Here is a 22,640-nt window from a genome sequence, read left to right on the forward strand (position 1 = left end):
ACCACAATTTCCTGCGGTGCATTCCCCTTTTTCAGCAGGGGTGTGATATCGAAAGAAAACGGGTCGTACCCACCTTCGTGGACACCGGCTTTTTGTCCGTTGACATATACCTCACAACGCCAGTCCACCGCACCGAAATGCAGCAGGACCCGCTGGTTTCGGATGGCTTTATTCACCGTAACGGTGGTGCGGTACCAAAGTGTCTGGGTTTTACCTACCGGTTTACCTACGCCGGACAGGGCGGATTCGACCGGGTAAGGTACCAGTATCTGCCCGTTGTATGCCGATGGCCGGCTGCCCAGCTTACCGGGACTGATCTGGTAGTCCCAAAGTCCATTGAGGCTTTGCCAATGTGCGCGGACCAGTTGGGGACGCGGATATTCCGGCAGGGGGTTCCCGGGGTCCACCTGTGCCGCCCAGGGCGATTTGATTTTATCGCCCACGACCTGCCATTTCGGCTGCTGCGCAACTAGCGGGGAAAGCTGTACCGCCAATAGCATCAGTAACAGGATATAATTACGGTGCATATGGGTCATGTTTTTGTAACAATTTACACAAAGAAACAGTATGGAACGTGTTTTTTAATATTTTTGTATTATTGGCGACGAAAGTTACATAACTTGTTGGGAAATGTCAACGGGGATAAAAAGGAAAATATACGCTAAATTGTTTTTTGCCATCTTCTTCATGAAGATGGTCATTTCCTCTGCTCCCATTTTTATCCACGGTTTTGATCGCCAGGCGTTGCTGCAAGTGGTGCTGCAGCTGGAGATTGAAAATAACAATGGCAAAGGCGGCATAGGAGACCAGGCAAAAGACCTGTTTTCCAAATTCTACGCAAAGGACCTGATCTTTTCGCATGCCGATCTTCCGCTGCACTACCTGAACAGCACCAATTTTATCGCAGACGATAAACGGCACATCCGTGCATTTTATCCGGCGGTACCCACCCCTCCCCCGAATTGTTAAATTTTTTACGCTGAACGGATTTTTGGGCTTAATATCCTGGAAATCGGTGCCGGATGATACCGCTATAGGCAGGTACTGTGCGGCAGGAATTGTAAAATTCATTTAACAATTAGATTTACTTATTATGTTAGGTACACGTGCGTCCGCATTTTTAAAATTATCAAAGCGGGACTTAAAATACGATTTACCGGCCAGTATTGTGGTGTTTTTGGTGGCGCTGCCCTTATGTTTGGGCATTGCATTGGCCTCTGGTGCCCCCCTATTTGCCGGCATTTTAACGGGGATTATAGGTGGTGTCGTGGTCGCTTCGCTTAGCGGTTCGCAATTAAGCGTGAGCGGCCCGGCGGCGGGATTGACCGTCATCGTGCTCGGAGCAATCCAGCAACTTGGTGCATACGAGACATTCCTACTCGCCGTCCTTATCGCAGGGGCAATGCAGTTTGTGCTGGGAATAGTTAAGGCCGGTATGATTGGCAATTATTTTCCATCTGCGGTTATTATCGGTATGTTGGCCGCCATTGGTATCACGATTATCCTCAAGCAGATTCCTTATGCCGTGGGATACGATTCCAGTTTCTTTGGCGAGGAAAGTTTTATCCAGCTCAATCAGGAAAATACATTTTCGGCGCTGGAGAAAGCCATGGGGGCCATTCACCCCGGCGTACTGATTATCTGTGCGGTATCGCTGGCCATTCTGATCTTCTGGCCCAAAGTCAAGAAACTTAATGTCGTGCCTGCGCCGCTGCTCGTTGTGGCGGTGGGCGTGTTACTTGGCCAGGCATTTGCGGGTACGGCTTTCGACGTGGGAAGCGAACACATGGTGGCTGTTCCCGTCGTGAACTCATTCAATGAATTCCTCGGCTTGTTCACGTTCCCCGATTTTTCACAGCTCTTCAATAAAGATGTCTGGATTGTCGGGTTTACGATCGCCATCATTGCCAGCCTGGAAACCCTGCTGAGCCTGGAGGCGGTCGACAAGATCGATCCGTTTAAACGGGTATCACCGACAAACCGTGAGTTAGTGGCCCAGGGCGTCGGAAACATGACCAGTGGCCTGTTGGGCGGCCTGCCTATGACAGCCGTTATTGTCCGCTCCTCAGCCAATGTCAATGCCGGCGGTCGTTCGCGGCAGAGTGCGATTCTACACAGCGTCTGGCTCCTCATCGCCGTACTGGCCATCCCGACGGTCATTAACCTGATTCCGTTATCGTGTCTGGCAGCTATTCTGCTGCACACCGGCTATAAGCTGGCCAAGGGTTCGATCTTCAAGCAGATGTGGCATAAAGGATTGGATCAGTTTATTCCATTTATTGTGACTATATTAGCTGTTGTTTTCACCGACCTGCTAACCGGAGTGGCCATTGGGCTGGTAGTCGGTATATTTTATATCCTTAAAAACAACCTGTCGAATGCATTTGAATACGATATTGATGTCAATGACCATGGTGCGAAAATCACGATCACACTGGCAGAGGAAGTATCGTTTCTGAACAAGGCGTCGATACAGAAGTCGCTTTACGGTCTTCCGAAACGGATCAACGAGATCATTATCGACGGTTCACAGAGCCGTTTCATTGACAAGGATGTCATCGAAGTAATTAAGGATTTCGAACAGAACGCCGTAAGCAAGGGGAAAACAATTGAACTTGTAGGCATCGTAAACAAGAAAAATGTGCCAAATATCAAGCGTTTTACGCAGACCATCCTCAAGAATAATGTTCCTAAAAAAGAACGGATCAAACAGGAAGAAGAATAAGTTCAGCGGAAACGCCATACGTTTTCGGGCGTAAAGCCCATAAAATGAATTCATTTTAATCATCGTTATAATTAAATTATATGTTAAAGAAACAATTAGAGAACCCAGTACTAAAAGCAAGTTTTGAAAAGATATTAGCCGGTAACGAAATATGGATCCAAGAGGTAAAAGCGGATAAGACCGGCAAGCTCCAGCAGCTGGCCAAAGGGCAGAACCCTGAAATTTTATGGATTGGCTGTGCCGACAGCCGCGTTCCGGCCAACCTGATTACAAATACGCTGCCCGGGGAGGTTTTCGTGCACCGCAACATTGCCAACATGGTGGTGCATTCCGATATGAACATGCTGAGCGTACTTGACTATGCGGTGAACGTACTCAAGGTAAAGCATGTGATTGTGGCGGGCCATTACGGCTGTGGCGGGGTAGCAGCCTCGTTGAGCCGCAGCCAATTCGGCGTAATTGACAACTGGATTTGCCATATTAAAGACGTTTACCGGCTGCACCGCGAGGAAATCGACGGCATTACTGAGCACGAGGATAAAGTAAACCGCCTGATTGAACTTAATGTGGCTGAGCAGGTGTTCAACCTGTGCACGACCAGCATTATCCAGAATGCGTGGAAAGAACGGAATGACCTGGCCGTTCACGGGATGGTCATAGACATTGCAACCGGTAAACTCGTTGACTTGAATATCACGTTTACGGATATGGAAGGACTGGGCGAAGTATTTGCCTACAAATAGTATCCCCTATGCGTTTGCCTGAGTTCCCGGAGGATCAAAGCCGGGAACTCATTTTAATACGAAACCCCGCCAGTCCGGCGGGGTTTCTTTATCCTAATTAACGGTATAGGCGTCCGATTACTCCGTGTCCATGAACGGGTATCGGTAATCCGTTGGCGGATCAAATGTCTCTTTAATTGTACGCGGGGAAACCCAGCGCAGGAGGTTGATCATGGAGCCCGCTTTATCGTTGGTTCCTGACCCCCTTGCACCCCCGAAAGGCTGCTGCCCTACAACAGCTCCGGTACATTTATCGTTGATGTAGAAATTTCCGGCTGCATGGCGCAGCGCGTGGGTAGCCTGGTCGATCGCATAGCGATCCTGCGCAATGACGGCCCCTGTCAGGGCATAAATGGACGTCTGGTCGATTAACTGCAATGTGTTTTCCCAGTCCGCGTCGTCATAGACGTAAACAGTCAGTATCGGGCCGAACAGTTCTTCGCACATGGTGACGTAATCCGGACGCTTAGCCACGATCACGGTAGGTTGTATGTAATACCCCTCCGTTTTGTCGCAGGTACCCCCAACAATAATTTCCGCATCTGCGTCCTGTTTTGCCCGGTCAAGGTAAGCGGCGAGTTTATCGAATGATTTTTCGTCGATCACCGCGTTGATAAAATTGGAAAAGTCCTCTACCGGGCCGACATTAAATGACCGGACATCGTTGACTATTAATTCCCTGAGTGCCGGCCACAGCGATTGGGGGGCATATACCCTTGATGCGGCAGAGCATTTCTGCCCCTGGTATTCAAAGGCGCCCCTTACAATAGCCGTGGCGGCTGCCTTTGGATCCGCGGAATGGTGTACGACAATAAAATCCTTGCCGCCGGTCTCGCCCACGATACGCGGATACGACCGATAGCGCTGAATGTTTTCCCCGATTGTTTTCCATATGGTCTGGAACACGCCGGTGGAACCGGTAAAATGTATGCCTGCAAAATCGGGATGCTGGAAGATGACGTCGCCGGCTGTGGGACCATCGACATAAATCAGGTTAATCACGCCGTCGGGTATTCCGGCTTCCCGGAAAACTTCCATCAGTACGTTGGCGGAATAGATCTGTGTATCGGCTGGTTTCCAAACCACCACATTGCCCATCAATGCCGCCGAGGTGGGCAGGTTGCCGGCAATGGCCGTGAAATTAAACGGCGTGAGGGCAAATACGAACCCCTCCAGCGGCCGTTGCTCAAGCCGGTTCCAGGTACCCCGCGGCGAAATGGGGGGCTGCTGTGCATAGATCTCGGCCATGTACTTTACGTTGAACCGCAGAAAATCGACGATTTCGCAGGCGGAATCGATTTCGGCCTGAAACGCATTTTTCGATTGGCCCAACATGGTTGCTGCATTCAGCTTATAGCGGAACGGACCGGCAATAAGATCGGCCGCCTTCAAAAATACGGCAGCCCGCTGTTCCCATGGAAGGTTTTCCCAATGGCTTTTGGCGGCCAGCGCCGCGTCGATCGCCTGTGTGATGTGCTTCCTACTGCCCCGGTGGTAATGGCCCAGCAGGTGCTTATGACGGTGTGGCGGATGAAGGGAGACCCGGTCATCCGTTCGGACTTCCCGGCCACCGATATACATCGGAATATCCGCTTCCTGTGCCATGGCCGTTTGCAGTGCCTGTTGCAGCAGCTTCCGCTCCCGGGATCCGGGCGCGTAGGAAAGTATGGGTTCATTTACGGGTTCGGGGACATGGAAAAAACCTTTTAACATGGTATAATCTTTTGGGTAAGACGCTGCAAAGGTACCAAAAGCAGGCGGACTCTGCAATTTATCCGCCTGCGCTTTTGCCGGTGTATCCTTGAATATGAATCCATTGCGGGGCCAACGTCCTGCGTTTCACCAATCCGCCGGATTAAAAGCTGTTGCCTTGCCGGATCACCACTGCAAAAAAAACAGCGGCTAATATGCCGATGGCATAGCCGCTGTCCGTTGTAATATGTTTAAGGCGCTCAGCCTTTATTTCGCGTCCGCATAACGCTTGGCTACAGCATTCCAGTCGATCACGTTAAAAACCGCATCGAGGTAGGCCGGGCGTTTATTCTGATACTTCAGGTAATAAGCGTGTTCCCATACATCAATGCCCAGAATCGGGGTTCCCTTCACTTCTGCGATATCGAACAGCGGGTTATCCTGGTTTGCCGTTGACGTGACCTGTAATTTTCCGTTGCCATCCACGATCAGCCAGGCCCAGCCTGAACCGAAACGCGTGGCACCGGCAGCCTGAAGTTGTTTTTTCAGTTCATCAAACGAACCAAAAGCTTCGTTGATGGCTGTTGCCAGTTCGCCCGAGGGTGCACCGCCGCCGTTTGGCGACAGAATGGTCCAGAACAACGAATGGTTAAAATGCCCGCCGCCGTTATTGCGTACCGCAGCTGAGTATTTGGAAATGTTCTTGCTGATTTCCTCTATGGAGCTGTTTTCCGCATCAGTGCCGGCAATGGCCTTATTGAGATTATCCACGTAAGCTTGATGGTGTTTGCCGTGGTGGATTTCCATGGTTTCCTTATCGATATGGGGTTCCAATGCATCTGTGGCGTAAGGTAGCGCCGGTAATTCAAAAGCCATAATATATATAGTTTTAAAAGTTAATAATTATTGAGTAAGTGATAGACAAATATAACGAAAATAACGGGCATTTTGTTTTGGATAACGCAGCCGCCCGTTACTTCAACCGTTTATTACGGAAAAATGACGTGACCAGTTCGGCACATTCATTGGCCAAAACACCTCCGATAATGGTTGTTCTGGGGTGCAGGATGGCATCTCCAAATCCGGAAAATCCCCGTTTTTCATCGAGTGCCCCAAACACGATCCGGGAGATCTGCGTCCAGTAGGCAGCACCTGCGCACATGACACACGGTTCAACGGTGACGTACAGGGTACAGCCCTGGAGGTATTTGCCGCCAATGTAATGGGCGGCGGCGGTGAAGGCCTGCATTTCCGCGTGGGCGGTTACATCGCCCAGCCTTTCAGTAAGGTTATGTCCTTTGCCGATGATCCGGCCGTTATAGGTAATCACCGCACCGATCGGAACTTCATCCTGTGCAAGTGCCTGTTGGGCTTCCTTCAGGGCTAGTTTCATGAAATATTCATCAGAAACAGCATCGTCGGCATCTTCAAAATTGATGTATTTCATTCGTCGGATATTAACTGGCAGTTCACTCAGATTAACCTGGCTCCATTAGGCACCTTTCGCTCCACGGTACTGAGCACAATGTCTCCCTGCTCATCCGCAAAGCCAGTAACCAGACACTCCGACATGAAATTGGCAATCTGTTTTCTGGGGAAATTAACAACGGCAACAACCTGTTTGCCGATGAGGGCCTCCGGCTGATAGTGCGCGGTGATCTGTGCGCTGCTCTGCCGAATTCCCAGTTCACTGCCGAAATCAATTTTCAGCTGATAGGCTGGTTTTCTTGCTTTAGGGAAGGCGGAAACGGCGATAATGGTGCCTACACGAAGTTCCACCTTTTCGAAATCGGCCCAGGAGATCTCTTCCATTTGCTTAGAGCCGGTTACTTTCCAGGTCGACTAATCCTTTACTGAGCGTGTACCGGATGTAATCCCGGTTGCGCCGCACCCGCTGGGCGAGCCTACCGATCAGTTCATCCTCCTGTCCGGCCTGAAATTGCAGGTCCTCTTCGGTCAGGTGATTGTATTTTCGCTTAAACTTCAACTTCAGTATTTCCCATTCTTCGGGGCTCATTTTAAATGCTGCCATGTCGTTTGATTTCTACAAAAATATAAAATCCCGCAACGCAGGCAAAAGTTTAGTGGGGTTTACATTTTCGGCTTGAATTTTGCTAATCCTAGGGGAGTAAACATCAGGTACCATACAATTACATTAAAAAACTAAATCGGATTATTATGAAGAAGTATTTTATTCTACTCTGTCTTTTTACTGCAACGGTTTTTGTGGCCAATGCACAGCTGCTGCCGACATTCCAGTTCGGTGTTAAAGCAGGACTTAACTTTTCCAACCTGAAGTCGGACGAAGGAAACTATTTTGACGCCAGTACTCGCACGGGATATCAAGCCGGGGTATGGGCACGAATCGGGGGAGCAGGCGTTCATTTCCAACCCGAACTGTACATTACCGGTAAAAGCTCGGAAGCGAAACTGGTAAACCGCGACGAAGAAGGAAAGGTGACATTCACTTCATTGGACCTGCCATTGCTGCTGGGCACACGCATTGGCTTTGGACCTGCGGGATTACGTATTGTTGCTGGGCCTGTAGTTTCCTTCGTAGTTGATAAAAATATCGGAGAAGCCCTGCGTCAGGTTCCGGAATTCAGCGAGTACAAAAACCAGGCTTGGGCGGTAACAGGCGGACTTGGGCTGGACATTAGCAACTTCCGGGCAGATGTTCGTTACGAGCATGGATTAAGTGAGTTAAGCAAAAATGACAGCGCACCGCAAAAAGTAAATCTTTGGACGGTTGGAATAGGTTATCGCCTGTTCTAATCCATCCGGCTACGTTAATATTACCGCGCCAGGTTTAACAGCCTGGCGCTTTTTTTTGGCCTCTATTAAACTTAGAATAGTTCTAAATTACTGATTTTTTTGGATTGTTTTCACCGATATTAAATCTATTGGTAGTTTTGCTTACCAAAATTAATATTTCAAGGAGAATGAGTAAATCTAAACAGGTGTTGTCTTCTTCGTTGGGGAAGAAACTGATCATGAGTTTGACCGGGTTGTTTCTGTGTAGTTTTTTAGTGGTGCACCTCATTGGCAACCTGCAGCTGTTCTATAATGACCAGGGCAAGGCGTTCAATGATTATGCATATTTTATGACCCATTTCACGCCGATTAAGATCATCTCTTATCTTCTGTATACGTCGATCGTAGTACACGCGATATACGCGTTGGTGGTGACCATTAATAACCGGAAGGCGCGACCGGTTGGCTATGCAGTTTACCGCGGATCGGAAAACAGCGCCTGGAGTTCCCGGAACATGGGCATTTTAGGTACGGTGCTGCTGGTATTCATTGTAACACACATGAGTAATTTCTGGTGGAAATACCATAACGACGGTGTACCTTACGTGGAATACCGCACCGATTTAAAAACAAACCAGACCACGGTGACCGAGTTGGTAGCAGGTGAATTCACGGAATACGTAAGTTACGTGGATAACGAAGTGGAAGTCATCAAGGCCAAAGACCTCTACAAGCAGGTGGCATTTGCATTCAAGGAATGGTACCTGGTTGCATTTTATGTGTTGGGTATGGCCGCTTTATCATTTCACCTGATCCACGGCTTTAAAAGTGCGTTCCAGACGCTGGGCTTTGACAACCGGAAATACATCCCGATTATCCGTTTCCTGGGAATCTGGATTTTTGGCGTGGTTATTCCGATTGCTTTCGCAGCCATGCCGCTGTACTTCTATTTTTTAAAATAAGCTAATTACCGTGCCCAAAAGGCCTTCTTAATAAAGAATCTGTTATGTTGAATTCCAAAGCACCAGCAGGGCCACTGGCCGAAAAATGGTCAAAACATAAGTTTAATCTTAAACTGGTAAACCCTGCCAACAAGCGGAAATATACCATTATCGTGGTAGGAACCGGGCTGGCAGGTGCCTCGGCTGCAGCCTCATTAGCTGAGCTGGGCTACAATGTAAAATCATTTTGCTACCAGGATAGCCCCCGCCGGGCACACTCCATTGCCGCCCAGGGCGGTATCAATGCGGCAAAAAATTACCAGAATGACGGGGACAGCGTATTCCGTTTATTCTATGATACGGTTAAGGGCGGTGACTACCGTTCACGCGAAGCCAATGTTTACCGCCTTGCGGAGGTTTCCGTTAACATCATTGATCAGTGCGTGGCACAAGGCGTGCCGTTCGCACGCGAATATGGCGGCCTGCTCGATAACCGCTCTTTTGGCGGTGCACAGGTTTCCCGTACGTTTTATGCCCGTGGTCAAACGGGACAGCAACTTTTACTAGGCGCTTATTCAGCACTTAACCGGCAGATCAGCAAAGGGAAAGTAAAAGCCTACAACCGGCATGAGATGCTGGACCTGGTTACGATTGACGGCCACGCGCGTGGTATCGTTACCCGCAACATGGTGACGGGTGCCATTGAAACGCACGCGGGCCATGCGGTATTGCTATGCACCGGCGGGTACGGCAACGTATTTTACTTATCGACCAATGCCATGGGCTGTAATGTCACCGCGGCATGGCGGGCGCATAAGCGGGGTGCATTTTTTGCCAACCCCTGCTATACGCAGATCCACCCTACTTGTATTCCGGTCACGGGCGACCACCAATCGAAGCTGACACTGATGTCCGAGTCGCTGCGGAATGACGGCCGGGTATGGGTACCGAAAACGGTTGAACTTGCGCAGAAACTACGCAAAGGAGAGCTGAAAATTTCCGACATTAAGGAAGAAGACCGGGATTATTACCTGGAACGCAAGTACCCTTCATTCGGAAACCTGGTGCCCCGCGACGTGGCATCAAGGAATGCGAAGGAAGTGGTGGACGAAGGGCGCGGCGTAGGCGCATCGGGTATTGCCGTTTTCCTTGATTTTAAAGATGCCATCAACCGCATGGGAGAGGATACTGTACGGGCCAAGTACGGCAACCTCTTTGATATGTATTATCAGATCACGGACGAAAATCCGTATAAACAGCCGATGCGCATTTATCCTGCCGTACACTATACCATGGGTGGTGTATGGGTGGATTATAACCTGATGACCACGGTACCGGGACTATACGCACTTGGCGAATGTAATTTTTCCGACCACGGAGCGAACCGTTTAGGTGCCTCGGCGCTGATGCAGGGACTTGCCGATGGCTATTTTGTGATTCCGTATACGGTGGGTGATTACCTGGCCGGTTTAGGGTTTGACCCGGTGGATGAAAAACACCCCAATTTTGAAAAGACCCGGAAAGAAGTAGAAGATCGCGTACACCGGTTATTGTCGTTGAAAGGCAGCAAAACCGTGGACGATATCCACAAAAAACTGGGCCACATCATGTGGGAGTACTGCGGCATGGCACGTACCGAAGAAGGACTGACAAAAGCCAAGGGAATGATCCAGGAATTGCGCAGGGAATTCTGGGAAGATGTGACTGTGCTGGGTGAGAATGAAGAATTGAACCAGTCATTGGAAAAGGCCGGAAGAGTCGCTGATTTCCTGGAATTGGGTGAGTTGATGGTAGACGATGCACTGCACCGTCGGGAATCATGCGGGGGACACTTCCGCATAGAAAGCCAAACGGAGGAAGGTGAAGCGAAGCGCGACGACGAGAACTTCCGTTATGTTGCTGCATGGGAATACCGGGGAGATAACCAGCCGGAAGTACTCCATAAAGAGGAACTGGAATTTGAGAACGTCAAACTGACGCAACGAAGCTATAAATAAAACAGGCGATACGCGATACCGGATTGGCATATGATGCCATGAACGTAAAACATAGCGCATCGCTTACTGCTTAAAGCAAAAAAACATGAGTGGAAACATGAACCTGACGCTGAAAGTATGGCGTCAAAAAAATGACAAAACACGGGGGAAATTCATCACCTACCATGCAAATGGCATATCGCAGGATATGTCGTTTCTTGAAATGCTGGATGTGGTAAACGAAGACCTGGTACGGAAGGGAGAAGATCCGATATATTTTGACCACGATTGCCGCGAAGGCATCTGTGGAATGTGCTCATTGCACATCAATGGCCGGCCGCATGGACCTAAGCAGGGGACGACTACCTGCCAGCTGCACATGCGCAGCTTTCATGATGGGCAAACCATTGTGATCGAACCCTGGCGGGCTGCGGCTTTCCCGGTTATTAAAGACCTCGCGGTTGACCGTACCGCCTTTGACCGTATTCAGCATGCGGGGGGATACGTCAATGTCAATACAGGGGGCGTGCCTGACGCAAACAGCATTCCGATTCCCAAAACCGTGGCCGACGAGGCCTTTGAATCGGCAACCTGCATCGGCTGCGGCGCCTGTGTAGCAGCCTGTAAGAATGCATCCGCTATGCTGTTTGTATCGGCTAAGATCTCGCAATATGCGCTATTGCCGCAGGGCCAGACTGAACGCTACAGCCGGGCCCAGGCCATGGTGGCGCAGATGGATGCGGAAGGATTTGGCAACTGCACCAATACCGGTGCCTGCGAGGCCGAATGTCCGGTTGGCATTAAGCTGACCAATATTGCCCGTATGAACCGGGAGTATTTAAATGCGAAGTTATTCAAGGAAGAAGAAGCCCATTAATGGTGCCGGCCGGCTATTGTCCGCCATAGCCCATAGGCAATTTGCAATCCCCTCAATCGTTATTGTTGTGGGGATTTTCTATTTTTACGTTATCCAAATAAACGGAACGTGAGTACTGTTTTCAAAATAAGGCTGTTACTGCTGGCGTTGACACTGTGTTTCGTGGGCACCGCCATCACCATCCACCTTACGTTCAACAACGACGAAACGCTGCTGCTTGATGCACGAACCGTTCAGCGCAACCTGCATAACAAGGAACAGACAATCAATACGTTTTTGGAGGATGCAGCCCGGTTTGAGGCCTTAAAAGACCTCGAAAACAACATCGAGCTGGCCGAGGAGGTAATTTCGTATTTTGTTGAGGGCAACGACATCTACCCGTTCACGTACGTCAACAATGAGCTCGTTTTCTGGGGAACAGACAAATTTGTTCCGAAGACGGATGCCGGCATCCAGGATGGCGTAGGGATCGTCAAAGCCGGAAACGGATGGTATGAATCCATCAAAAAAAGTACAGGGAACTTTTCAGCCCTATTCCTGATTCCCATTAAGGCAGATTTCCAGAAAAATAACGTGTATTTGCAGAACACGTTTTCCCGTGATTTAATCCGGACCGACAACTTAGCGATTGCCGACTACGACGATAGTCCGGTGTACAACATACGGAGTGTCACCGGGGAATACCTGTTTTCGGTAAAATTGCAGGATGCACAGCACGACACGTTTTTTACCAAACTGGAATTAACCATGTGGCTATTGGCTGGTTTCTCTGTAATGCTGCTGCTGAATATCATCTGTATGTGGATGGCCAGGCGGGGCTGGATTTGGGTTTCTATCCTGGTATTTGCGGTGTGCCTGGCTTGCATCCGGTATATCGACCTGCACTTCGGATGGCTGGCCAATCATTTCGTTACAGGCATCTTCGACCCGCGCAACTACGCTTCCAGCTTTTTATTTCCGCACCTGGGCGGCTTCATTTTAAACATCGTTGCCTTTACCTGGTTTGTCGGGTACCTTTATGCATTTAAGGGCCGCCTGAAAATGCCAGCCTTTAGCTATACAAAAACAGGAAGCGCAGCGGTTATCCTGACCTTTGGACTTTTACTCTACTTATTGAGTTATGGGCTATCGGAAGTGTTTGCAGGACTGATTAATAATTCCGGGATCAATTTCAATCTGGCAAACATCCTAAACCTCAACGTATACAGCTGGCTGGGAATTTCGGCACTGTGCCTGAGTATGATGGCGCTTCTGTTGTTAATCGATCTATTGGTGCATATTGCGCATCAGCTCATTCCCAGCATGCGCCGGTTATTTTCGATCCAGGTACTTGCGTTCGCAATCGTGGCGGTACTGCTCATGTACACCGGGCATTTCTCGACCACATTTGTCCTGTTGACGACACTGATTTTGCTACGCACTTGGTATGTCAGGCACCAGGGACAATTTGACCTGGCGGTATTTATTTCGACACTGCTGCTCCTGGCTTCGGTGACCTCCTTAAAGCACGCCCAGTTTCAGCGCCACAAAAAACAGGAAGAACAGAAGCTGGCCATCTCCCGGCTGGAGTCGCTGGACGACGCCAATGCGATCGCACTTTTTTATGACCTGGAACAGGAAATAGTCAAGGATCCGGTACTGATTGATTATTTCAAAAATCCGGGAAGTAAGGATCAGGGATTGTTGGATGAGCATTTGAAACGGACATACCTAAGCGGATATTTGTCGAAATATGAGTTCAGCGCGGGCGAATACGACACAAACTGGATTCCGATTGGCCAAAGCTCCGCCAGAAAACATGAAGAATATCGTGAAAAAGTAATATCCGGCGCAATTAAAGTATCGGAAAATTTCTATCGCGGAAATAGCAGTTTCGGTAACTTTGAATACTTTGCGCAGTTGCCCGTGATCGAAAATGGAGACCAATTGGGGATTCTCGTCATTGAACTGCAAAACAGGTCGTTCAGTCAGCTATCCACTTATCCGGACATCTTAACTGACAGTCGACTTGAGCAACAGCAGACTAACCTGATTGCCGAATATGCTTATGCGTTTTACCGCGACGGCAACCTGGTCAGCCAATATGGTGATTATGTATACCCCCCTACGGATAGCGGTTTTCCCACCGAACAACGCAAATATATTCACCTGGGTTATACTGACGGATTCGGACATTTAATATACCGTCCGAATAGCCGGACACTGATTGTGTTAAGCAAACCGGAACAAAGCAGCTGGATGCAACTGGCGTCACTTTCCTTTATTTTTCTGGTGATGCTTATTTTTGCGATCTTCGCTTATACCATTCAGTGGCTTGTTCTTACGTTAAACAGCAACGATTTCAGTCTGCGCAACCTCCGGTGGAGTTTCCTGATCCTGACCAATCGGGTATTATACAGTACCCGCATACAGACTTTTATGGTAATGGCTGTCGTTTTCACCCTGATCACGGCCGGTATTATCACGTATTTCAGTATCAGCAGCCAATTCCGTAAGCAGCAGGAAAATGCCGTGCTGAAATACGTCATTGACATTTCAAGGCGGTTCGAACTGCGCATGCTTAAGGCTACGGGAATTACCCATGGCATTCACAACGATGAACAGTTCAACGCGATGGTGGAATCCATTGCGTCGGACCTGAATTTATACGGCATGGATGGTCAGCTTATCTACTCCACGCAGCCCCGGATTTACGATCTCCGGCTTATTTCCCGCTACATGGATCCGAAAGCCTGGCTGCACATGGCCGCGCGTCAGCGGTCGGAATTTATTCAGCACGAGGATTTGGGCACACTGAATTACATTGCAGCCTATGCGCCTATCCGGAACGACCGTTATGAGCCTGTTGCTTATTTGAGTTTACCCCATTATTCGTATCAAAAAGAATTTGATCAAAATGTGGGCATGTTGCTGAACACACTGATCAATATTTACGCCTTGGTGATATTGGTACTTGGATTATTTGCGGTATTTGTGGCCAACAAGATTACCGCACCGCTGGCGCTGGTGCAGCGGAGCCTGGCCAAAACCAGCATTGGCCAGCAGAATGAACCGATATTCTGGAAGCGCCACGACGAGATCGGCAGCCTTATCCGGGAGTATAACCTGATGATTGTGGCGCTTGAACAAAGTGCCAATACGATTATGCGGTCGGAACGAGAGTCTGCCTGGCGTGAGATGGCGAAGCAGGTAGCCCATGAAATCAAAAATCCGCTTACGCCCTTAAAACTGGGCATTCAGCAACTGGAACGTTCCTGGAAGGAACGGGACCCGAGATTTGACGAGCGGTTTGAGCGGTTCAGCACGTCGTTCATTGAACAGATTGACAGCCTATCGCTGATCGCTTCGGAATTTTCCGAATTTGCCAAAATGCCGGATATCCAGCTCAAAGAGGTGGACATACTCGACATTATGACCAACGCCGCGGAAGTATTCCGCAGCAATGCGGGGGTGGAAATACAGATTACCAAATTATGTGATGACGATTCCATTAAAATCCAGGGCGACCACGACCAGCTGCTCCGGTCTTTCAATAACCTGATCAAAAATTCGATTGAGGCTGCTATTGCCAAGCGGAAATGCCGTATCGATATCAGTATCGGTTACGATCTGCAGCAGCATGTGTCGATTGCTGTCAAAGACAATGGGCATGGCATAGCACCGGAAGCCCGGGGCAAAATGTTCCAGCCCAATTTCACAACCAAGAGCTCCGGAACCGGTCTCGGGCTGGCATTTGTTAAACAGGCAATAGAAGGCATGAATGGCACCATCCGGTATGAAACCACGGTTGGGAAAGGAACGGTATTTTATATCGTCATTCCTTCACTGGATCTTACCAGGAGAAAAAACAGTTTATATAGCGACCTCGGGTAGGGTTTCGTTACTTCAGCACGATGCTGCTCTGACCCATCACGGTGTTATCCGCATACAGCAGAATGGTATAAGTACCGCGCTGGAATCCTTTAGGGTCTATCCAATCGATCCGGTAAGACTTACCATCGTTGCTAAACTCAATATTGGTTTTATAGGAATACTGGATCTGGTTGCCGTCAACTTCAAAAAGTCCGTTGTCACGCATACGCAGGTTGCCATTGGGGTCGATGACCCGCATGTATACCTCGTGTGTTCCCGGTTCAGCCAGGGGATTATCCACTATATTGAAATTGACTTCCAGCTTATCGATCCGGCGGGCGCGGCTTTCCTGACTTCCTTTACCATTGCTACGTTCACGAATGCCGACAATTTGGATATCCGATACTTTAAGGGCGGACGCAAGGCGTACTTTTGCTTCGAGGTCTGTATTTTCCTCTTCCAGTGTTGCCAGTTGGTCGGCGGAATTGGATACCTGTTCCCGTAACTGATCGCGCTCTGTGCGAAGTACCGTATTGCGGTTGCGTAGATTGCCTACTTCCTCGGCGTACTTGGCCACTTCCCCTTTCAGTCGGTTTATTTCGGTCTGGGCGCTGGCGAGCTGCCCTTGGGTGAGGTCATTGTGGGCCAACTGTTCCCGCAACCGGGTGATTCCGACCCGCACACTATCCCGCGATGCCTGCAATGCTTCACTTAGTGCAACGCGCTCCCCCGACAACCGATCCAGCTCTGCCTCTATCCGGTCAATCTCGGTTTCCATATTCACTTTCCCGCTGGTCAGTTCATATACGGTATCGCCCGAATTTTTATACTTGATATAAAAGTACACATTGGTTGCAAGCAGCGCTGCAATAGCAACTAAAAAAAAGTAAATCTTTGTCGTGTCTTTTCTGCCTTCTTCGGTCCTGGAATCAACACTTGTTTCCTGCATCGTATGTGTTTCTTGCATAATTTTATATACAGCAAAACCCCACCATTATCTAACTGGTTCAACAATGCAAAAATTGTTCCAACATGCTTTAAGGCAAAGGAGGCGGCAATTAATAGGGCCGGAGGTAATTATTCAAAATAATTCAGGGTCTCAAATCCGCCTGATTTGAGGTATTGCTCTTTCCGCATCAGCTGAAGATCGGCGTGTACCATATCTTCAATCAGCGCCTGAAGGTCGTACTTCGGTTCCCATCCCAGCTGCTGCCGGGCTTTTGAGGCATCGCCGATCAGCAAGTCCACTTCCGTCGGTCTGTAATACATCGGATCGACCCTGACAACGGTTTGTCCGAACCGGATAGGCTGGGGATCGATCCCCAGTTCGCCGAGCCGTTCCTCATCCACATCAATAATAACCCCCTTTTCGTGCTGATCCTTTCCGCTGAACTCAACATCGATGCCCAATTCCGAAAAACAACGTTTCACAAACTCACGGACCGTGGTTGTAACCCCTGTGGCCACGACATAATCTTCGGGGGTCTGTTGCTGCAGCATCAGCCACATCGCCTCCACATAGTCTTTAGCGTGTCCCCAGTCGCGCTGAGCGGAGAGGTTACCTAAAAACAGCTGATCCTGTAGTCCGAGAGCGATCCGGCTTACCGCCCGGGTAATTTTACGGGTTACAAATGTTTCACCCCGGACGGGGCTTTCGTGATTAAACAAAATGCCATTACATGCGTACAGGTTATAGGCTTCCCTGTAATTCACCGTAATCCAGTAGGCATATAACTTGGCTACCGCGTAAGGGCTGCGGGGATAAAACGGGGTGCTTTCGCGTTGGGGTACCTCCTGTACCAGCCCGTATAATTCGGATGTAGCCGCCTGGTAAAAACGACACCGGTCACCGATGCCGAGCAAGCGGATTGCTTCCAGTATCCGGAGGGTTCCCAGGCCATCCGCATTTGCCGTATACTCCGGGGTATCAAAACTCACCTTCACGTGGCTTTGGGCCGCGAGGTTATAAATTTCATCGGGCTGCGTTTCCTGGATAATCCGTATCAGGTTTGTTGCGTCCGTAAGGTCGCCATAGTGCAGGTTAAACTGCCGGTCCGATTCGTGCGGATCCTGATACAGGTGATCAATCCGGTCGGTGTTGAATAACGAACTTCTCCTTTTCAACCCATGCACACGATAGCCTTTCCGCAATAGAAATTCAGCAAGGTAAGCGCCGTCCTGTCCGGTTATACCGGTAATTAATGCCGTTTTTTTTGTTTTTTCAGCCATAGGGTTATCCTTATCCATTACTTTTCTTCAACACGGAACGAAGCAGGTATTGCCCGTAACCGCTTTTCAGCAGCGGTTGCGCGATCGTCTCGAGCTGCCCGCCGTCAATAAATCCCATACGGTACGCTACTTCTTCAATGCAGCCGATCTTCAATCCCTGGCGTTCTTCGATAACCTGCACAAACTGTCCGGCCTGCATCAGGGACGTAAACGTGCCGGTATCCAGCCAGGCTGTCCCCCGGCTGAACACACCGACTTTCAGTCGCCCTTCTGTCAGGTATACTTTATTTACATCGGTAATTTCATATTCACCCCGGTCAGACGGTTGAATATTTTTTGCGATGCTGACGACGGAATTGTCATAAAAATAGATCCCGGGAACTGCATAATTCGATTTGGGATGAGCCGGCTTCTCTTCAATGGAAATAACACGCTGTTGGTCATCAAACGTGACCACACCGTAACGCTCGGGATCGGAAACCGGGTAGGCAAATACGACTCCACCTTCGGGATCCGCACTTTGCTGCAACAGACGGGATAGTCCGTCGCCGTAGAATATATTATCGCCCAGTATCAACGCCACTTTATCATTACCGATAAATGATTCGCCGATAACAAATGCCTGTGCGAGGCCGTTTGGTTCAGGCTGTTCCGCATAGGAAAATGTACACCCCAGTTGGGAGCCGTCGCCCAGCAGGCTGCGGAACATCGGTAAGTCGTGTGGTGTGGAAATAATCAAAATATCGCGGATACCGGACAGCATCAGCGTGGACAACGGATAGTAGATCATTGGCTTATCGTAAACCGGCATCAGTTGCTTACTAACGGCCAATGTAAGTGGATGTAATCGTGTACCGGAGCCTCCGGCCAAAATAATTCCTTTCATACTGTATGTTATTTAACTATCCTTGAAAGGGATAAAAGTATTAAATTTAAGGGATCGGATGGAAAAAAATTTGCCATTCCGCTCCGGTAACCGGAATGGAATGGCAATGTGGTATTACCGCGCGATATCAGGCGGATAACATGTGGCGCAAATTAATTGGCGGCCTTGACGGTAAACGATGTCTGGTCATCTCCCCAGAGCAGCGAAATTTTACCGTCCTGATCAGCAGTAATGGTGAACTGCTCTGTTTGGTCGTGTTGAACGGTGGGATCTGATGTAACCCGAAGGGCATCGGCCGACTCATCATAATCCGTACCCCACTGCTCCCAGTTTTTATTAAAGATCACGACCATATTCTGTTCGCTGGGGATGGTATATAAGCTGTATTTCCCTGCCGGCAACGGCTGTCCCTGTACTTGCACATCCTTATCGATTTCAAACGTGGTGGCCTCATTGGCACCCGTACGCCATACTTCACCGTAAGGCGCGAGTTCGACACCGAACTGGCGGCCTTTCAACGAAGGCTTGCTGTATTGAATGGTGATGGTAACACCGTCGGAGGTAGTGACCATGGTGTTGTCCAACGGACTCGGACGGCTACTTTTGTCCTGTGCACAGGCACCCAGCGAAAAGACCGCGATAAAAAGCAGGGATAATAAGTTCACATTTTTCATAATCATGTATGGAGTTTAACTAATTTAGCTTATTGATAACGATCGAAATTGAACACCAGATAGCCGGTTTGTCCTTCAAGATCCAGCGGCATACGTAACACCATTCGCTCGGCATCGGCATATGCCAGGTCGAGCCGGTAACCGGAAGTTACGTTACTTGCCCGGTCTCCGGGATAAATCTTTTTAAACTGAAACTGGGGCTCCCCCATGTTTTTTCCAGGGTTATAGATAGACCAGACTATATTACGCACGGCTCCGGGGGCGCAAAGCTTTCCGTCGGCATTGAATGTAATGCTGCCATTGCCGTTATTGGGGAGGTTCCAGACGCTGCCGACAAAACATTCGGCAGGGGCTTCTTCAAATATAGTTTTTACTGCAAAAGCGTCGGGAAAGCTTTCTTTTCCTACGGATTTCAGTACCCATTGGCCTTTTACACCATTACGCCATGCTGACGCGGAAGGAGAGCCATCTGCCGTACCTTGTTGCTGGGCAGCACAGGAAGCTAACAGAAAGAGCGCGAGGATCGGGAATAACAACCTATTCATAATTAAAAGAAATTGTGTCGTTTGGTAATTGTACATTTGTGATGTAAAGATAACAGAATTTGTATGACTATTTCATCCAAAAACCATACCATCAGCAAATTTGTTGCTAAACTGTTGGTCCGGTTGTTTATTTTATTGTTATTATTTGCTTTTGCACCCTTTATTCTGAAGGAACAGACACAGGGATCGTTGGCGCAGACCTTTTTCTATATCGATAATAAGTGGGCCTTTATATTTCCGGGGCTATTGTTTCTAAGCTTTATTGCGCTGCTGGTACTCACCCTCAGGCATCAATATCGACTGGTCGATCTAAACTGGATGCTGTCATTGAACGCTGCATTGCTCATTGGTTATGTGGTGATGCTTTATATTCGGATTTATCCGGTCATCTTTGGCTGATTGTTGCGATTAACGGTATGCTGATGAAATTTTGGCGCACAACCAAGACGCTGCTTAAAATAAGTGTTACCGCATTAGCCCTCTATTGGGTATTCGGCAAAGTAGAGCCGAAGGACCTCCGGGAAGCGTTGGTACAGTCAAACCCGCTTTTCCTGGTGCTGGCGTTTATTGCCTATTGCGGTTCCATCTTAATCGCGTCGTCCCGGCTGAATGGTTTTTTTAAGGGCATGGGGCTGCACTTGTCCGAGCGCTATAACCTGAAACTATACTTGCTGGGGTTGTTCTACAACCTGTTTTTACCGGGGGGTGTCGGCGGAGACGGTTATAAGATTTATTTCCTCCGCCGCAAGTTTCATGTCAAGGGCAGGCACCTGCTCACTGCGGTGTTTTTCGATCGCGTAAGCGGGCTCTGGGCGCTATGCCTCATTACAGCGGCGCTGGTTCTTTTTATTCCGCAATTGAATATTCCGCGGGAGGTACCTATCGCCTGCGTTATTGCGGGTTCTGCGGCCTATTATTTTGTAATTAATAAGTATTTCAATGCTTTTAGCCGCCATTTCCTGATGACGCACCTGAAGGCGCTGGGCGTCCAGTCGATGCAGGTAGTCTGCGCAATTCTACTGTTATATGCGTTGGGGTTTGACGGTAAATTTTCACCTTATTTATTCATGTTTCTACTTTCTTCGCTGGTTGCCGTCGTACCCTTTACTGTTGGGGGCCTCGGCGCACGCGAAATGGTATACGTATACGGCGCGGAATACTTCCAGCTTGATGCACATCTCGCCGTATTAATCAGTTTACTATTTTATCTTACTTCGGCACTGCTGGCCGTTATGGGGTCATATTTCATTTTCCGCCCCCGTGGCCTGGGCGAAGACAAGCTGCCAACCACGGATGAAGTAGAACGGGGTGTGGATGATGAAAACGACTAACGAATACAACGATTATGGCAACAATTATCATTAGTGGAGCAAGCGGCGGGCTTGGCTTTGAAACGGCCCTGGCATTGGCCGCCATCCCCGGTAACCACATTGTGGCGCTGGCCCGTTCGGCAGATGGATTGCACCGATTGCAGGAAGCTGGAAAGCAATACCAGGAAAGCTCCATCCACACGTTGTCATTTGATATTGTGCAGGGTGATTATAACGCCGTGCTGCTTCCGTTTGTCGAAGAAAAACTTGGAAAAGCAACTATTGTGATTAATAATGCCGGTTCGCTGATTAACAAGGCTTTTACTGACACTACGGCCACAGATTTTCACGCGTTATGGCAACATAACTTTTTAGGGCACGTTTACATGATCCAGCACCTGTTGCCAAAAATCCCCCGGGGTGGACATATTGTAAACATCGGCAGCATGGGTGGATTCCAGGGAAGTGTCAAATTTCCGGGACTGGCGGCATATTCTGCCAGTAAGTCGGCCCTACATACCTTAACGGAATGTTTAGCCATGGAGCTATCGGGCGAAGGAATAAAAATAAATTGCTTAGCTTTGGGTTCGGCGCAAACAGAAATGCTTGCAAAAGCGTTTCCACAGTATGAATCGCCCGTGGCAGCTGATGAAATGGGCAAATATATTGCCGATTTTGCACTTACCGGCCACCGATTTTTCAACGGGAAGGTATTGCCTGTGGCGGTAACCACCCCTTAAAGAATGCAAAAATGAAAAGGTACAACCGGCCGTTACTGATGGCACTGATTACCCTGATATCCGCAATCTCGGCATGCCGCAACGAAGCCAGCCATACCGCCGCGGATAATACGGCCGACAGCACCGTCGCCGAACCCGTGGAAACACCGCCAACACGCCCCGCCCCGGCTCCGGCCCTACCCTATACCGCCGTATTTAATGATCGTACCGATCAGCTGGATGCACAGGCTAATCCCGATTTTGACCGTACCGGATTAAACATTGATACGCTTACCCGGCGATTGGCGCTCGCATATCCGGAAATCCAATTGCATATGGACCGGGTATCGAATGACACAGCCTATGTCCGGATTGCTGATGCCGAATACCTCACCCAGCAAATGGGTTCTTCTGGCGCGACTATGTACCTGCTTGAGGCTACTTATGCGTATACGGAGCTGCCCGGCATCCGGGTTGTACATTTTGACTTCCGGGAAGGTGACCACGCGATCCCCGGCGCATATACACGGCAACGTTTTGCGGAGGAAGCGCTGCGGTAAGTTTGGATATTGGCCAAACAAACATTAAATGATATCTTTACAGCCTTTACCGATCACCTCATATTTTAGTATACATGAGAAAATTTCTGGGCTATCTACTTTCACCGGTACATTACCT

23 protein-coding genes are annotated in these 22,640 nt (G+C 49.1%); 12 read left to right on the plus strand and 11 right to left on the minus strand.

All coding sequences use genetic code 11. From position 1 onward, the window contains the following. Positions 1 to 527 (minus strand): sugar-binding domain-containing protein (locus ABWO75_RS09745; RefSeq protein WP_353185006.1); only part of this gene is annotated, 527 nt, incomplete at its 3' end. Positions 528 to 630: 103 nt separating this feature from the next. Here ABWO75_RS09745 and ABWO75_RS09750 point away from each other — a divergent pair. The 3 genes from ABWO75_RS09750 to ABWO75_RS09760 all read left to right on the plus strand — a co-directional run bounded on the left by ABWO75_RS09750 (position 631) and on the right by ABWO75_RS09760 (position 3,468). Further along, positions 631 to 969 (plus strand): hypothetical protein, encoded by a 339-nt coding sequence (locus tag ABWO75_RS09750; protein ID WP_353185008.1) that lies wholly within the window; start codon positions 631 to 633, stop codon positions 967 to 969. 124 nt (positions 970 to 1,093) lie between these two features. Further along, positions 1,094 to 2,725 (plus strand): SulP family inorganic anion transporter, encoded by a 1,632-nt coding sequence (locus tag ABWO75_RS09755; RefSeq protein ID WP_353185010.1) that lies wholly within the window; start codon positions 1,094 to 1,096, stop codon positions 2,723 to 2,725. A gap of 80 nt (positions 2,726 to 2,805) precedes the next feature. Continuing rightward, positions 2,806 to 3,468 (plus strand): carbonic anhydrase, encoded by a 663-nt coding sequence (locus ABWO75_RS09760; protein WP_353185012.1) that lies wholly within the window; start codon positions 2,806 to 2,808, stop codon positions 3,466 to 3,468. Positions 3,469 to 3,585: 117 nt separating this feature from the next. Here ABWO75_RS09760 and pruA read toward each other — a convergent pair whose 3' ends face one another. From pruA to ABWO75_RS09785, 5 genes are all read right to left on the minus strand, one after another. Then, complete coding sequence (gene pruA / locus ABWO75_RS09765; protein WP_353185014.1) at positions 3,586 to 5,220, minus strand: L-glutamate gamma-semialdehyde dehydrogenase; 1,635 nt, start codon at positions 5,218 to 5,220, stop codon at positions 3,586 to 3,588. 246 nt (positions 5,221 to 5,466) lie between these two features. Further along, complete coding sequence (locus tag ABWO75_RS09770) at positions 5,467 to 6,075, minus strand: superoxide dismutase (RefSeq protein WP_257658162.1); 609 nt, start codon at positions 6,073 to 6,075, stop codon at positions 5,467 to 5,469. A 97-nt stretch (positions 6,076 to 6,172) separates the two neighbouring features. Continuing rightward, entirely contained in the window at positions 6,173 to 6,646 is a 474-nt protein-coding gene (locus ABWO75_RS09775; protein ID WP_353185017.1) for a nucleoside deaminase, read from the minus strand. 26 nt (positions 6,647 to 6,672) lie between these two features. Beyond that, complete coding sequence (locus tag ABWO75_RS09780; RefSeq protein WP_353185019.1) at positions 6,673 to 7,011, minus strand: tRNA-binding protein; 339 nt, start codon at positions 7,009 to 7,011, stop codon at positions 6,673 to 6,675. A 4-nt stretch (positions 7,012 to 7,015) separates the two neighbouring features. Beyond that, positions 7,016 to 7,231: a CsbD family protein gene (locus ABWO75_RS09785; RefSeq protein ID WP_353185021.1), complete on the minus strand. Its 216-nt coding sequence runs from the start codon at positions 7,229 to 7,231 to the stop codon at positions 7,016 to 7,018. A 146-nt stretch (positions 7,232 to 7,377) separates the two neighbouring features. Between ABWO75_RS09785 and ABWO75_RS09790 the strand changes: the two genes are divergently transcribed. From ABWO75_RS09790 to ABWO75_RS09810, 5 genes are all read left to right on the plus strand, one after another. Then, positions 7,378 to 7,974, plus strand: a complete 597-nt coding sequence (locus tag ABWO75_RS09790) for a porin family protein (RefSeq protein WP_353185023.1) — start codon at positions 7,378 to 7,380, stop codon at positions 7,972 to 7,974. Between the two features lie 167 nt (positions 7,975 to 8,141). Next, complete coding sequence (locus ABWO75_RS09795) at positions 8,142 to 8,915, plus strand: succinate dehydrogenase cytochrome b subunit (RefSeq protein ID WP_353185025.1); 774 nt, start codon at positions 8,142 to 8,144, stop codon at positions 8,913 to 8,915. Between the two features lie 44 nt (positions 8,916 to 8,959). Further along, positions 8,960 to 10,891, plus strand: coding sequence for a fumarate reductase/succinate dehydrogenase flavoprotein subunit (locus ABWO75_RS09800; RefSeq protein WP_353185027.1), 1,932 nt, complete (start codon positions 8,960 to 8,962; stop codon positions 10,889 to 10,891). 85 nt (positions 10,892 to 10,976) lie between these two features. Beyond that, complete coding sequence (locus tag ABWO75_RS09805; protein ID WP_353185029.1) at positions 10,977 to 11,747, plus strand: succinate dehydrogenase/fumarate reductase iron-sulfur subunit; 771 nt, start codon at positions 10,977 to 10,979, stop codon at positions 11,745 to 11,747. Between the two features lie 108 nt (positions 11,748 to 11,855). Beyond that, positions 11,856 to 15,620 carry a sensor histidine kinase gene (locus ABWO75_RS09810; protein WP_353185031.1) on the plus strand — a complete coding sequence of 1,255 codons (3,765 nt, stop codon included), beginning with the start codon at positions 11,856 to 11,858 and terminating at the stop codon, positions 15,618 to 15,620. A gap of 7 nt (positions 15,621 to 15,627) precedes the next feature. Here the strand turns inward: ABWO75_RS09810 and ABWO75_RS09815 are convergent, their stop codons facing one another. From ABWO75_RS09815 to ABWO75_RS09835, 5 genes are all read right to left on the minus strand, one after another. Then, complete coding sequence (locus ABWO75_RS09815) at positions 15,628 to 16,566, minus strand: DUF8428 domain-containing protein (RefSeq protein WP_353185033.1); 939 nt, start codon at positions 16,564 to 16,566, stop codon at positions 15,628 to 15,630. Between the two features lie 110 nt (positions 16,567 to 16,676). After that, positions 16,677 to 17,828 (minus strand): GDP-mannose 4,6-dehydratase, encoded by a 1,152-nt coding sequence (gene gmd, locus ABWO75_RS09820; RefSeq protein WP_353185035.1) that lies wholly within the window; start codon positions 17,826 to 17,828, stop codon positions 16,677 to 16,679. Positions 17,829 to 17,838: 10 nt separating this feature from the next. Continuing rightward, positions 17,839 to 18,714 carry a glucose-1-phosphate thymidylyltransferase RfbA gene (gene rfbA, locus ABWO75_RS09825; protein WP_353185037.1) on the minus strand — a complete coding sequence of 292 codons (876 nt, stop codon included), beginning with the start codon at positions 18,712 to 18,714 and terminating at the stop codon, positions 17,839 to 17,841. Between the two features lie 152 nt (positions 18,715 to 18,866). Further along, positions 18,867 to 19,394: a DUF2911 domain-containing protein gene (locus tag ABWO75_RS09830; RefSeq protein ID WP_353185039.1), complete on the minus strand. Its 528-nt coding sequence runs from the start codon at positions 19,392 to 19,394 to the stop codon at positions 18,867 to 18,869. Positions 19,395 to 19,417: 23 nt separating this feature from the next. After that, positions 19,418 to 19,933, minus strand: coding sequence for a hypothetical protein (locus tag ABWO75_RS09835; RefSeq protein ID WP_353185041.1), 516 nt, complete (start codon positions 19,931 to 19,933; stop codon positions 19,418 to 19,420). Between the two features lie 63 nt (positions 19,934 to 19,996). Here ABWO75_RS09835 and ABWO75_RS09840 point away from each other — a divergent pair, with 63 nt between their 5' ends. From ABWO75_RS09840 to ABWO75_RS09855, 4 genes are read left to right on the plus strand one after another with little or no spacing between them, the layout of a single operon-like run. After that, positions 19,997 to 20,332, plus strand: coding sequence for a hypothetical protein (locus tag ABWO75_RS09840; RefSeq protein ID WP_353185043.1), 336 nt, complete (start codon positions 19,997 to 19,999; stop codon positions 20,330 to 20,332). A gap of 23 nt (positions 20,333 to 20,355) precedes the next feature. After that, positions 20,356 to 21,264 (plus strand): lysylphosphatidylglycerol synthase transmembrane domain-containing protein, encoded by a 909-nt coding sequence (locus ABWO75_RS09845; RefSeq protein ID WP_353185045.1) that lies wholly within the window; start codon positions 20,356 to 20,358, stop codon positions 21,262 to 21,264. Between the two features lie 14 nt (positions 21,265 to 21,278). Beyond that, entirely contained in the window at positions 21,279 to 21,983 is a 705-nt protein-coding gene (locus tag ABWO75_RS09850; RefSeq protein WP_353185047.1) for an SDR family NAD(P)-dependent oxidoreductase, read from the plus strand. 11 nt (positions 21,984 to 21,994) lie between these two features. Further along, on the plus strand, positions 21,995 to 22,522 hold the full coding sequence (locus ABWO75_RS09855) for a hypothetical protein (RefSeq protein ID WP_353185049.1): 528 nt from the start codon (positions 21,995 to 21,997) through the stop codon (positions 22,520 to 22,522). The last annotated feature ends 118 nt before the right edge of the window (positions 22,523 to 22,640 follow it).

Source organism: Parapedobacter lycopersici, from assembly GCF_040395035.1.
Taxonomy (GTDB): domain Bacteria; phylum Bacteroidota; class Bacteroidia; order Sphingobacteriales; family Sphingobacteriaceae; genus Parapedobacter; species Parapedobacter lycopersici_A.

Excerpts from the sequence above, each read along its gene's own strand:
- ABWO75_RS09775 (WP_353185017.1), bottom strand. The coding sequence starts at position 6,646 with ATGAAATACATCAATTTTGAAGATGCCGACGATGCTGTTTCTGATGAA.
- ABWO75_RS09835 (WP_353185041.1), bottom strand. The coding sequence starts at position 19,933 with ATGAATAGGTTGTTATTCCCGATCCTCGCGCTCTTTCTGTTAGCTTCC.
- ABWO75_RS09815 (WP_353185033.1), bottom strand. The coding sequence starts at position 16,566 with ATGCAAGAAACACATACGATGCAGGAAACAAGTGTTGATTCCAGGACC.
- rfbA (WP_353185037.1), bottom strand. The coding sequence starts at position 18,714 with ATGAAAGGAATTATTTTGGCCGGAGGCTCCGGTACACGATTACATCCA.
- pruA (WP_353185014.1), bottom strand. The coding sequence starts at position 5,220 with ATGTTAAAAGGTTTTTTCCATGTCCCCGAACCCGTAAATGAACCCATA.
- ABWO75_RS09785 (WP_353185021.1), bottom strand. The coding sequence starts at position 7,231 with ATGGCAGCATTTAAAATGAGCCCCGAAGAATGGGAAATACTGAAGTTG.
- ABWO75_RS09850 (WP_353185047.1), top strand. The coding sequence starts at position 21,279 with ATGGCAACAATTATCATTAGTGGAGCAAGCGGCGGGCTTGGCTTTGAA.
- ABWO75_RS09830 (WP_353185039.1), bottom strand. The coding sequence starts at position 19,394 with ATGATTATGAAAAATGTGAACTTATTATCCCTGCTTTTTATCGCGGTC.
- ABWO75_RS09790 (WP_353185023.1), top strand. The coding sequence starts at position 7,378 with ATGAAGAAGTATTTTATTCTACTCTGTCTTTTTACTGCAACGGTTTTT.
- ABWO75_RS09750 (WP_353185008.1), top strand. The coding sequence starts at position 631 with ATGTCAACGGGGATAAAAAGGAAAATATACGCTAAATTGTTTTTTGCC.
- ABWO75_RS09755 (WP_353185010.1), top strand. The coding sequence starts at position 1,094 with ATGTTAGGTACACGTGCGTCCGCATTTTTAAAATTATCAAAGCGGGAC.
- ABWO75_RS09760 (WP_353185012.1), top strand. The coding sequence starts at position 2,806 with ATGTTAAAGAAACAATTAGAGAACCCAGTACTAAAAGCAAGTTTTGAA.
- ABWO75_RS09795 (WP_353185025.1), top strand. The coding sequence starts at position 8,142 with ATGAGTAAATCTAAACAGGTGTTGTCTTCTTCGTTGGGGAAGAAACTG.
- ABWO75_RS09845 (WP_353185045.1), top strand. The coding sequence starts at position 20,356 with ATGAAATTTTGGCGCACAACCAAGACGCTGCTTAAAATAAGTGTTACC.
- ABWO75_RS09800 (WP_353185027.1), top strand. The coding sequence starts at position 8,960 with ATGTTGAATTCCAAAGCACCAGCAGGGCCACTGGCCGAAAAATGGTCA.
- ABWO75_RS09855 (WP_353185049.1), top strand. The coding sequence starts at position 21,995 with ATGAAAAGGTACAACCGGCCGTTACTGATGGCACTGATTACCCTGATA.
- ABWO75_RS09840 (WP_353185043.1), top strand. The coding sequence starts at position 19,997 with ATGACTATTTCATCCAAAAACCATACCATCAGCAAATTTGTTGCTAAA.
- gmd (WP_353185035.1), bottom strand. The coding sequence starts at position 17,828 with ATGGCTGAAAAAACAAAAAAAACGGCATTAATTACCGGTATAACCGGA.
- ABWO75_RS09780 (WP_353185019.1), bottom strand. The coding sequence starts at position 7,011 with ATGGAAGAGATCTCCTGGGCCGATTTCGAAAAGGTGGAACTTCGTGTA.
- ABWO75_RS09805 (WP_353185029.1), top strand. The coding sequence starts at position 10,977 with ATGAGTGGAAACATGAACCTGACGCTGAAAGTATGGCGTCAAAAAAAT.
- ABWO75_RS09770 (WP_257658162.1), bottom strand. The coding sequence starts at position 6,075 with ATGGCTTTTGAATTACCGGCGCTACCTTACGCCACAGATGCATTGGAA.